The organism is Legionella drozanskii LLAP-1 (assembly GCF_001467585.1).
Taxonomy (GTDB): Bacteria; Pseudomonadota; Gammaproteobacteria; order Legionellales; family Legionellaceae; genus Tatlockia; species Tatlockia drozanskii.
Genome location: NZ_LNXY01000003.1, coordinates 351,765 through 362,728 on the forward strand (window position 1 = coordinate 351,765; position 10,964 = coordinate 362,728).

Sequence of the window (10,964 nt, forward strand, 5' to 3'; positions counted from 1 at the left end):
GTAGAACCTGTTTTATGAAAATAAATAAATCAAATGTTGATGGTTTGCCCCTACCCCAAGTAACGCAAGAAGGCAAAACAGCACAGAAACGTTATTATGACGACAATCTTAAAGGCTTTGGCATTCGCGTTACATCGGGAGGATCGAAAGCCTTTTTTGTGGAAAAATTCATTAATAGGAAGCGTTGCCGAATTACTTTAGGCCACTACCCAGAGTTGACTACGGAAATGGCAAGAAACAAGGCTCTTGTCATACTTGGGCAAATAGCCATGGGAGGCGACCCGATAGCTGACAAGAAAGCATCAACAATAGCAAATGTTACATTGAACGATGTTTTCAACGATTATCTTAAAACAAGAAAAACCTTGAAACCCCAAACCATAATTAACTACCAACAAATTTTGGACAAAGGATTTACCAGTTGGAAAAACAAACCTATTCTTTCTATAACCAAAGATCGCATCAGCAAGTACCATGAAAAATTAGGAAAAGAAAATGGCGAAGCTTATGCCAATCTAGCCATGAGGATCCTGCGCGCGCTATTCAATTTTGCAGCTGGTCAATATGAAGATGCCAAAGGAAACTCACTCATCACTGAAAACCCGGTGAGACGGTTATCTCAAACACGTGCTTGGTATCGCATTGAACGTCGTCAATCCTATATCAAATCTCATGAGTTGGAAGCCTGGTATGCAGGACTCCAAATCACACAGAATGAAGTGCTCAAAGATTATTTATTACTGATTTTACTTACTGGATTACGCCGACAAGAAGCGGCGACATTAAAATGGCCAGACGTGGATTTAACTGCCAAGGCATTGACGCTGGTTAAGACAAAAAATAATGAGACCCACACCCTACCCCTTTCTGATTTTCTCTACAATTTACTCTTGAACCGTAAAAAGAAACAAACGAATGATTATGTATTCCCCGGAACAGGAGCAGCAGGTCACATCATCGAACCACGCAAACTAATGGCGCATGTTACTAAAGCATCAGGCGTACATTTTACTGTTCATGATTTAAGACGTACATTTATTACCATAGCTGAAAGCCTGGATATTCCTGCTTATGCGTTAAAACGATTAATGAATCATAAAATGAGTAATGATGTTACAGCGGGATATATTATTGTTGATGTTGAACGCCTGAGAAAGCCAATGCAACTAATTTCAGATTATATTTTAAAGTGTATGGGTGTCGTTAAGTCGGAGCATATTATTGCTCTCCAACCTATAAAAATGGAACTTTTGAAATGAGTACCCTACAATGCCCGAATTGCTTATCGCGATTCGCTCGATATTGAATCAAGCACGAACCCAGCTGCAATAGACAATTAATTATACGCATGAATCAATTACTATCATTTAAATATTTATTTAAACTTTATGATTATTTCCCCACTAATAATATACAAATAAAATACACATTGTATTTATTTATCATATTCTTATGTCTTAAATTATATGTATAATACGTACTTCGTGAGCAAGTTACTCAATCGATGCTCACAAAGGACACAAAAACATCCCTATGTTTTTGAAATATAATACAATTTAAGGAAATTATCATGGATCTAACTATCGAAATCATTGAAGAATCAACTACTAGCGTAGAAGTTTTGTGTAACTCTGTTGCTTGTCCATAGAATTGAGGTCAGGTTAATAATCTGACCTTTAAATTTTCTTATGAAGTCAAATAATATTTTTATTAAAGTTGCTACCGCTGAAGATGCTTCAGGCTGGGCTAATATGCTTTTAAAACTTGATGGTGAAGTTGAGTACACTACCTTTGAAGCAGGTGAGAGATCTTCTGAAATAAATAAGTACAAAGATAAAATAATTGAGGTAGAAAAAGATCCTAAATCAATTATCTTTTTAGCAATAGATAATCAATTAAAAGACAACATTGTTGTGGGATATTTATGTATAGAAGCATATAAAAACAAGAGAAAATGTCATGTTGCCACCGTTGGAATAGGTATTCTTAAGTCACATTCTATGCAGGGCATAGCAAATAAATTTTCTGAGAAATTTATAAAGCATGTTACCGAGAGCGGATTAAAAAGAATCGAAGCTCATATAGCAGAAAGTAATTATAAATCTATTAATCTTGCCAAAAGATTTGGTTTTACTATAGAAGGCATTAAAAGCAAAGCTATACGAATCAATAGTATTTATCAGGACGAATATTTAATGGCCTTGGAAATTGACAGCTATGAATAACGCATCAATACAAAAAGCGCTAGCGGCTTTAATCACGAATTATAATATTTTAGAAAACTATAATAATTATCGAGAACAAATTATATCAGAGTTAAATCTTAGTCAATCTGATGCGAATATTCTTAATGATTTTTATGAAAGTAATAAGCATAGCTTTACCGCTTCTGCAAAAATTCTAAAAAAAAATCGGTGGGATGACATTCAGTTATCTATACCAATATCGGCAAGCTATATTGATCATCAAACACTTAGCCTAATATGGGAAGATTATCTTAGTGCGTATAAAATTACAGATATAGTTCCTAAAAATCCATTAGTCGAAAGTATATTATTCTTAAATTTTGTTGAGAATAGCCATTTATTAAACGCAGTACAAAAAGAACTTATTAAATACGAACGCATTAGAAACGAAGTTACTTATAAGCATCATGAAAATTTCATCAGTCCCACTATAAATCAAGAACATAATCCTACTGAAGACACAATGAGCTTTTATTCTAGTTATATGCATGAATGTAATAGGATTGAAACTTTCGAATACAATATATCTGCAGTAATCATTAACCATCCTATTAATGAAGAAGAAATTGTGAAAGAAATTTGTTATGTATTGTTTTTTAAGAATTTGAATAAAGAAGGTATAGGAACTTTAAGGATATCCTGTGATGGTAAAAATATTATTGATAATATTTCAACGAATATGGGCAGCCTATTGGAGATATACGAATTTAATAAAACCAAGTTAACTAAAAAAGAATTTCTTCAATTTATTGCAAATCTTAAAAAAATTGGGGTTTTATCAATTAATAAAAAAGAAGGATTGTAATGCTTTATTCCTCGGGAGCAGACCTTGGTATTGGTATAAGTTATATGAATGCTATAGGAGAGCATATAGCAAAAAATATTGAAATTTTCGATTTTATTGAAGCTTATTCCGAAAGATTTTTTATTCGTGATGACAATAGTTTGTTAAATAAAATTATCAAAAATAAGCCTGTAGTATTACATGGCTTAGATCTTTCTTTGGGTACGCCTGGTAATTTAGATGAAGTGTACTGTAATAAACTTGCTTCGGTTATTAATGAGACAAATTGTTGTTGGTTTAGCGATCATATTAGTCTTACAAAAATTGAAAATATTGAGGTAGGCCATTTAATGCCTATTTGCTTTAATGATGAAAATATAGAATTAATAGTTTCAAAAATTAAGGCACTGACAAAAAATATAACCACCCCTTTTTTACTTGAGAATATTACTTATTATTATCAAATCCCCAATTCTGACATTAAAGAAGCAGATTTTATAAGTTGTATTCTTCATCAAGCGGACTGCGGAATGCTATTAGATTTAAACAATTTATATTTAAATTCCTTAAATCATAATTACGATCCTTATGAATACTTAAAAAAAATCCCCTTAGAACGTGTTGTGGAAATACATCTAGCTGGGGGCTCATTTAAAGAAAATATGCATGTTGATACTCATGCTAACTCCATTTCCAAAGAAGTCTGGGATTTATTTGAATACGTTGCTAAAACGGTCCCTTTTCGAGGGGTCATCATTGAGCGTGATGCCAATTTTGAGCCATTTTCAGAAATTATAGAAGAAGTTAAATTTGCTAGAAGTATCATGAAAAAGTATAGGATTGAACGGTCAAGAAAAATGTTATAAAGGCTTCTTATAATGAATTATTGCAAAAATGGTTATGAATTACATCAGGGATTTTTTGATCAAAATGAAATAAAGTTTTGGCAAACTGGCGCATCCTATCTTAAAGAAATTCCTGAAATCGTGGCTGGACCCATGAAATACTTTGAAAAAAGTCAGCTTACAGGGGATAGCATTCTTAATAGGGTAGAGAAATTTTGTGATTACTTGCCTTTATTAGATACTCTGGTACGAGGTGAGAAAATTAGGAGCTTACTTAAAGACGTAACGGGTAGAGATTATAGAGTTTTTAAAGAAAAAATTAATTTTAAATTAGCTGGAGCGGGTGGTTTTAAGCCACATCAAGATGGTGCTGCTTTTAGAAGTTTTGTAAATGATGAGTTAGTTACAATTATTATTCCAATTCATACTGCAGACGATAGAAATGGTTGCTTCAGAATTTCAAAGAATAAATTTGAGAAGAAAATTATTACGCATACAACTGGTAGTATTGAAGACCCTGGATATGATGTTAATAAGGATGAAAATTGGCAAAGTGTGCCCATGCAACCAGGGGATATTTTGTGCTTCAGTTCTTATTTAGTCCATCAATCGAATGACAACTTATCTAGTTTAGACAGAAGTTGTTATTTTATTACCTATTCTCCATATGAATTAGGCGATCAGAGAGAAAAATACTTTGCATACAAAAGAGAAAAATTTCCTCCCAGAATTGAGCGAGATACAACCAAAGATTATGAAAGTTGGCGTCAAAATTTAGCTAGAGAAATTATTTAGGAATAGTAACTCTAAGAAGTATAGAAAATACGCTGAGCTATATAAATCATTAAACAGGATTAAAATGCTGTGTAATTTAAAAGAAATTCAAACCCATATTAGTAGTGAAAGCTATTGTAGCCATCCTGGAAAGCCAAGTGAACTGCAATATCTCAATGATATAGATATTCAAGATTATAATTTAATTACTACAATTTATAAAAATGGTTTTGCTGTATTAAATGTAAAAGATAAGCCATTACTTTCCATATTAAGAAACTTATCTAAGGTATTGGGTAGGCAAGTTAAAGATGGTGGTATTAATAAAAAATACGTAGCTAAAATAGAAGCTGCTAAAAATGGAAAATTTTATATCAATACTGTGATCTCTCAACCGCTTCATATGGATGAAGGATATCGCAAAGTATTTCCTAGATTTGTTTCGCTTTATTGTATTCGACCCTCTCAGGTTGGTGGCTTGAGCACTATAGTCAAAGTTAGTGAATTACTGAATGAATTATCTCGTGTGTTTAAAGAAGATATGGATAAATTATTCCAACCAAATTTTATTGAAATCGATACAGCGTGTGGGAAAGTAAGTAAGCAAATACTTTTTTACACTAATACAAATGCTATTGGTATGTCATATTCTCCCATGTTTCGGGATATTAAAACCTCCTCGATAGGTTACGAAATTATTTCTTTTATTAACCATTTTATTCATGATCCTAATAATCAATATAGGTTGCTTCTTAAAGAAAACGATCTATTGCTAATGGATAATTGCCAAGTTTTTCACGGTAGAACAGCCTTTAATGAAAATGATAATAGGTTGCTACTTCGATTATGGAATGATGTATGTAGCCTATGACTATTTTAACGTTGTCCCAAATATACTTATCTCTTGTTAAGAAGCAAAAAATAGGGTTTTTCCTTCTTATAGCTACCTCCCTTTTCGGAGCGCTACAACAATGTATTATGCCTTGGGGAATAAGATATATTGTTAATACAATGTCTACTGCTAAATATAATCATATATCTATAAGCAGGACAATAGGCTTTTTTTTAATTGTTTTTGTTATTTCTGAAATGATTATAAGAAGTCAAGGAGTATTTATTGCCATAGTAATGCCTAAATTTAAAGCAAATATAAAAAGTTATTTTATAAATAATATGCTTATGATGAATTATGGATATTTTCTAGAAAACATGCCGGGTGTATTAACACAGAAAGTTAATGATATTGTTTCCTCTTCAGAAAGGATAGCTCAAATCATAATTTATAACTTTTTCACTATTATAATGTCACTTTTACTAATCATTGGTTTTATGTATTACATTCAGCCATTTTATTCATTTCTTATAATGACATGGTTCACATTTCATGTATTAACAACTTGGCTAAGATTGAAAAAATCGCTTCCTTTAGTCCAAGTTCATAATAAAGTTCATTCTTCAATTTGTGGAAATTTAAGCGAGCTGATAAGTCGTATTACTTCAGTTAAGACTTATTTGGGCAAGGATTATGAGTTAAAAAGAATAGATAAGGAGCTTCATAAAGAAAAGTTATCTTTAAAAGGAGCGCAGCTTTTTTTTGAGAAAGCAAAAGTAATTCAAAGTATATTTTCATTATTTTTCATAATTATTTTAATAGTTCATCAGATATATGGATTTAATAATGGAAAGTATTCTATTGGGGATTTTATCTTTGTTGTCTTTGTAAGCTTTAACTTAATTACCTATGTTTGGTTTAGTTCATTTCAGTTAACTATATTTTCACGCGAAATTGCTACAATAAAAGATGCCTATGCTGTATTAACCAAAGGTGATGCAGACTTATATGACTTAAAAAATTCTAACATGTTAGGTATTCCAAATAACCCTGATATAAAAATTAAAAATTTAAGTTTTATGTTTTCCTCCGGGAATAAAGTTATTAATGATTTATCATTAGAGATTAGTTTCAACGATAAAATTCTTTTATATGGTAAGTCTGGCACCGGAAAATCCACCTTAGCCAAAATTTTGGTGGGGTTGTATTCAGGCTTTAGTGGTGAAATAACGGTTGGTAATAAACCACTAAGCGATTTTTCGAGAAACGAACTTAATAGACTAGTTATACTAGTCGAACAACAAACCATTTTATTCAATAGGACAATTCGAGAAAATATATGTTACAGCAATGTCAATTACAACCTAGAAGAACTTGAACACGCTTTGAATATATCCTGCTGTAATGAGTTTATCACTAAGTTAGAACATGGTTTAGATACTAAGCTTGGCGAAAAGGGCATATCTCTTTCAGGTGGTCAAATTCAACGAATTGCTATTGCTCGTGCAGTTTTATTTAATCCAAAAATATTAATTTTGGATGAATCCACCTCTGGCTTAGAGAATGAGTTGGAAAAGCAAGTTATTAGTAACCTGGTTGCCTTAAAAAATATGACCTTAATTATTATTAGCCATTCCGTAGATCTGTTATCAATAATCCCTAAAAAATTTAATATGCTTATCAATACTGAACAAGTATCCATAAATTATGGCAACAAAGGTGTAATAGAATGTCTGAGTTAACGAGTGATAAATCGCAACATTTTAGTAAAAAGTTTTTTCAGTTTCGAGCTATATATTATTTTAATGAAACAAAAGAGTTATTAGCACGCCATAAGCTATTAGTTGCTTTTATTATTTGCTTATTAGCGCCAGGCATTAGTAACGTTAAGGCAATAGGTATACCTTTTTTTGTCATTATTAATCCTGAAATAACACTAAAGCTTAAGTTTATTAATTTAATAGCTCTGTTAGTCTTTTTAATGATGCTAACCACAGCGCAAGGTAAGTTCATTAAAGGTGGGACATTTAGAGATTATTTACAGACTTTCTCTATCAATCCTACGGTTCACAAATCAATAGATACTATCATTCTTCTGCTTTCTTTAAACGTGGTATGGCTAGCTATTTTATTTGGTGGGGCCATGATTCCTTTGATACCTGCCAGTAACTTATTACTCTATTCTTACTATGCTCTGTACGCAGCCTTAATTGCGAATCTGATTACTTTTTTATTAAATAGCTTATATTCTCGATACATAAGTATGTTGGCTATTACATTTTCACTGGTTTTAATCGCAATGATTTCTGCAAAGCAAATTTGGCAATTAAACCTAATCGCATTTTTATTAACTGGAATAATCAGTATTCTTAACTTTCGATTAATCCAGCCTCATAGAAGAAAACGAAAACGCTTTAAAAACAGTCAACAGAAAAAGTTTAATCAGCTAATGAGTGGAAACTCATTGAAGTCGACTTTCCTCCTTCAAACCGCAACATCCCGGGCTAATAGAAACACTCTGTTATTGAGGGGGGGTATCTGTCTTCTCTTATCTTTTCTTTCGTATAATTTATTTTCTTCCCAAGAAGTTGATAGAACCGGAGTATTTGTTCTTATTTTAGTCAATTTGGAAGTGTATATTTTATCAACATTCATGACTTTTTTTCAAAAAGATGAATTGAACTTTCAATTATTTCATCGCATTTATCCTTATCCATTAGGATTTAAACGATTGATAGAAATCATTACAATTTTCGGATATTTACTTTTAGTTACACAACCTCTAATGATGTTTACCTTAATTAAAATACCTGGCAATACTAGAGCATTAATGATAGTCCTCTTCATTAGTCTTATGACGATTGCAATAAATAGACTCCTCTATGCTTATTCACTTCGTTTTTGTTTATTTACTTCCCTGTTAAATATGATAGGTAACATTATTATGCAATATATATTGATAGGAGCTACTCTTGGAAATTAGTATCACGCTTAAGAAAATAAATAAATCATTTAAAGATAAGACTATTTTTTCTGATTTGTCGTATGAATTTTATAAAAACAACTATCATTTAGTAGGAAAAAATGGTGTAGGAAAATCAACCTTGTTAAGGTTGTTGGTTGGATTGGATTCGCCTGATTCCGGTTCAATTTTACTTAATAATCAGTTTTTAATGGATAGTAATACTAATCAATACGCGAAAAAAATATTTTATGTGCCCGATGACCTAGATATTTATCCTTTTCTAACCGGACTAGAGTTTTTATCTTGGATTACTAAGGTTCGTACTAATAATCCAGATGAAATTAATACGCTTATAGACAAATTAGAGTTAAAACAAAGTCAAAATACATCTATAGCGGATATGTCTTTTGGAACGAAGAAGAAATTTCTTTTGGCCTCGGCGCTGATTGGGCAACCCGATTTTATTATTCTTGATGAACCATTCAACGGCTTAGATAAACATTCTCAACAAGTCTTATTAACCATTTTGGAGGAAAAAGCTGTTTCTTCAGGGATAATAGTAACAACGCATCATGACTCCAATCTCGCGCTACTAAATCCATTAAAAATTCAAATTTTAGATAAGAAGTTAAGCCAGGAAGAAGCCTATAGAGTATGAAAGCATTAGTAGTCGCTCATCCTGATGATGAAATAATTTGGTTCACTCCTCAAATTTTTGACATAATTGTCATTGCTTTTTTAGCTCGACACGATAAGCCCTATGCAAGCTATTGTAGACAGCAGGCTATTGCTGCTCATCCTTTAAAAGAGAAGATAATCTTATTAAAGATAGAGGAGTCAGGTTATTGGAAAGATAAAAATAGAGTAAGCCAACTCACCCTATCAAAAAAAATTCTCTTTGATTCTTTGTTTCATTTAAAAGAAAAATTTTCTTTTGCTGAGATATTTACGCATAATTCACAAGGGGAGTATGGGCATGATGATCATATTTTAGTAAATGAAGCAGTTACCACAGTATTTTCTAAAGCTAAAATATTCTGCCCTATTGAATTAAATGATTCTGATCATTTACCTGATGCTATTTTGGTAAAAAATGATCTTGATTTTTATTTTAAAGTAAAAGAGCTCTATGTAAAAAATAGAGCATGGACATGGAAGAGTGATTATATACCGCCGGATAATTTATACTATTCATTACATCAAAGTATGAGCTTTAACAATGATAACTGTTAAAATTGCTTCTATACCAGAAAGAATGTTACATCTAGAATCTACTATTTGCCAATTTTTAAGTTACGTTAATAAGATTGAAATATATCTTAATAATTATTCAGAAATACCCACTTTTTTAAATAACTCTCGAATTGAAGTTTTTACTAGTCAAAAATCTGGCGATATAGGTGATATAGGAAAGTTTCATCAAATAGAAGAGGCTTTAGGTTATGTATTAACAATTGATGATGATTTAATTTATCCATCCGATTATGTAGAAAAAATGATTGAGAAAATCGATTTTTATAATAAAAAAGCTTTCATATGTGTTCACGCAAACTTATTACCCCAGGAGAAACTATCTTCTTACTATAAAGATAAGCAAGGCCTCTACTTTGAAAGAAAACTTTCGAAAGATACCATAGTAGATGTTCCTGGTACTGGCACACTAGGTTTTCATACCGACCATATAAAATTATCACAATCAATATTTGGTTTACCAAATATGACAGACATATGGTTAGCTATCTATGCCAAAGAAAAAAATATACCTATTGTAGCTATGGAGAGGAAAGATAAATGGGTTTTACAAGCTAGAGGTGACAGATTTGTAAATTCTATTTATCAATCATCAGTTAAAAATGATTCTTATCAAACCCATTTAATAAATAATGCTTTTAGACTTGCTACAATTATTTAGTTACTTACAAGAGTTACTTGATAAAGCTTAGGGACCTACTAGATGGTATAAACTGGTCACTGAGGATTTCATCCGCAGTGACGCAGCATTTCTGTTTTTGATTTTATTATTAAAAACAATAAATTACCATTTATTTTTCAATCCTGTGCCACGAGATTAAACAGATATAAGAAATATTTGACTCTTGCAATACTGCTTCAATCTTGATAATTTCATTTCTAAATAAAATGAAAGTTCACGGATAACGCCTGTCGGCACTAACAATACGATGTCGTATTGACCATGGATAAATCACTTCCATTCTAAGCGAGGTCAATATGCGTAAACACCTATTAAAACAAGCAGCCAATCTTTATCTCTCAGGCAGACAAGGCAGTTTCCGCGAGAGAAAATATCGGCGATACGTCGTCTCAAAAGTAATCAACGATTTTTTTGCTGTCGGCAAAGTACCTCCTAAATGGAACGTTATCGATGCCACTCACATGCAGCTTCTGGTTAATTACTGGTATCAACAAAAAATCAAACCCTCAACGGTAATCCCCCCATTTTTAACTGAATCTAAAAGTAGAGGATTAGGCCGCTAGAGCCAATTTTTGCCTTGGAGGA

Annotated in this window: 12 protein-coding genes; all 12 read left to right on the forward strand. The window is 31.8% G+C overall.

Annotation, left to right across the window (positions count from 1 at the left end; translation table 11 throughout):
• Positions 1-14 precede the first annotated feature (14 nt).
• The 12 genes from Ldro_RS02715 (at position 15) to Ldro_RS02770 (ending at position 10,942) form a co-directional block, all read left to right on the forward strand.
• Positions 15-1,259 (forward strand): tyrosine-type recombinase/integrase, encoded by a 1,245-nt coding sequence (locus Ldro_RS02715; protein ID WP_058494888.1) that lies wholly within the window; start codon positions 15-17, stop codon positions 1,257-1,259.
• A 429-nt stretch (positions 1,260-1,688) separates the two neighbouring features.
• Complete coding sequence (locus tag Ldro_RS02720) at positions 1,689-2,225, forward strand: GNAT family N-acetyltransferase (RefSeq protein WP_058494889.1); 537 nt, start codon at positions 1,689-1,691, stop codon at positions 2,223-2,225.
• A complete protein-coding gene (locus Ldro_RS02725; protein WP_058494890.1) occupies positions 2,218-3,051 on the forward strand; it encodes a hypothetical protein in 834 nt (277 codons plus the stop codon). The genes Ldro_RS02720 and Ldro_RS02725 overlap by 8 nt, the downstream gene beginning before the upstream one ends.
• Positions 3,051-3,896: an MbnB/TglH/ChrH family RiPP precursor modification enzyme gene (locus Ldro_RS02730; RefSeq protein WP_058494891.1), complete on the forward strand. Its 846-nt coding sequence runs from the start codon at positions 3,051-3,053 to the stop codon at positions 3,894-3,896. Before Ldro_RS02725 ends, Ldro_RS02730 begins: the two co-directional genes overlap by 1 nt.
• A gap of 12 nt (positions 3,897-3,908) precedes the next feature.
• Positions 3,909-4,670, forward strand: a complete 762-nt coding sequence (locus Ldro_RS02735; protein WP_058494892.1) for a phytanoyl-CoA dioxygenase family protein — start codon at positions 3,909-3,911, stop codon at positions 4,668-4,670.
• A gap of 64 nt (positions 4,671-4,734) precedes the next feature.
• Positions 4,735-5,520, forward strand: coding sequence for a TauD/TfdA family dioxygenase (locus Ldro_RS02740; protein WP_058494893.1), 786 nt, complete (start codon positions 4,735-4,737; stop codon positions 5,518-5,520).
• On the forward strand, positions 5,517-7,223 hold the full coding sequence (locus tag Ldro_RS02745; protein ID WP_083497880.1) for an ABC transporter ATP-binding protein: 1,707 nt from the start codon (positions 5,517-5,519) through the stop codon (positions 7,221-7,223). Before Ldro_RS02740 ends, Ldro_RS02745 begins: the two co-directional genes overlap by 4 nt.
• The gene (locus Ldro_RS02750) at positions 7,211-8,464 is read left to right on the forward strand and encodes a DUF6136 family protein (protein ID WP_058494895.1); all 1,254 of its coding nucleotides are present in this window, start codon (positions 7,211-7,213) and stop codon (positions 8,462-8,464) included. The genes Ldro_RS02745 and Ldro_RS02750 overlap by 13 nt, the downstream gene beginning before the upstream one ends.
• On the forward strand, positions 8,454-9,104 hold the full coding sequence (locus Ldro_RS02755) for an ABC transporter ATP-binding protein (RefSeq protein WP_058494896.1): 651 nt from the start codon (positions 8,454-8,456) through the stop codon (positions 9,102-9,104). Before Ldro_RS02750 ends, Ldro_RS02755 begins: the two co-directional genes overlap by 11 nt.
• Complete coding sequence (locus Ldro_RS02760; RefSeq protein WP_058494897.1) at positions 9,101-9,679, forward strand: hypothetical protein; 579 nt, start codon at positions 9,101-9,103, stop codon at positions 9,677-9,679. Before Ldro_RS02755 ends, Ldro_RS02760 begins: the two co-directional genes overlap by 4 nt.
• Entirely contained in the window at positions 9,666-10,358 is a 693-nt protein-coding gene (locus Ldro_RS02765; RefSeq protein ID WP_058494898.1) for a glycosyltransferase family protein, read from the forward strand. Before Ldro_RS02760 ends, Ldro_RS02765 begins: the two co-directional genes overlap by 14 nt.
• 317 nt (positions 10,359-10,675) lie before the next feature.
• The gene (locus Ldro_RS02770) at positions 10,676-10,942 is read left to right on the forward strand and encodes a hypothetical protein (RefSeq protein ID WP_058494899.1); all 267 of its coding nucleotides are present in this window, start codon (positions 10,676-10,678) and stop codon (positions 10,940-10,942) included.
• The last annotated feature ends 22 nt before the right edge of the window (positions 10,943-10,964 follow it).

Coding starts and splice junctions, on each gene's coding strand:
- Ldro_RS02715 (WP_058494888.1), top strand. CDS start 15: ATGAAAATAAATAAATCAAATGTTGATGGTTTGCCCCTACCCCAAGTA.
- Ldro_RS02730 (WP_058494891.1), top strand. CDS start 3,051: ATGCTTTATTCCTCGGGAGCAGACCTTGGTATTGGTATAAGTTATATG.
- Ldro_RS02720 (WP_058494889.1), top strand. CDS start 1,689: ATGAAGTCAAATAATATTTTTATTAAAGTTGCTACCGCTGAAGATGCT.
- Ldro_RS02750 (WP_058494895.1), top strand. CDS start 7,211: ATGTCTGAGTTAACGAGTGATAAATCGCAACATTTTAGTAAAAAGTTT.
- Ldro_RS02760 (WP_058494897.1), top strand. CDS start 9,101: ATGAAAGCATTAGTAGTCGCTCATCCTGATGATGAAATAATTTGGTTC.
- Ldro_RS02725 (WP_058494890.1), top strand. CDS start 2,218: ATGAATAACGCATCAATACAAAAAGCGCTAGCGGCTTTAATCACGAAT.
- Ldro_RS02770 (WP_058494899.1), top strand. CDS start 10,676: ATGCGTAAACACCTATTAAAACAAGCAGCCAATCTTTATCTCTCAGGC.
- Ldro_RS02740 (WP_058494893.1), top strand. CDS start 4,735: ATGCTGTGTAATTTAAAAGAAATTCAAACCCATATTAGTAGTGAAAGC.
- Ldro_RS02735 (WP_058494892.1), top strand. CDS start 3,909: ATGAATTATTGCAAAAATGGTTATGAATTACATCAGGGATTTTTTGAT.
- Ldro_RS02765 (WP_058494898.1), top strand. CDS start 9,666: ATGATAACTGTTAAAATTGCTTCTATACCAGAAAGAATGTTACATCTA.
- Ldro_RS02745 (WP_083497880.1), top strand. CDS start 5,517: ATGACTATTTTAACGTTGTCCCAAATATACTTATCTCTTGTTAAGAAG.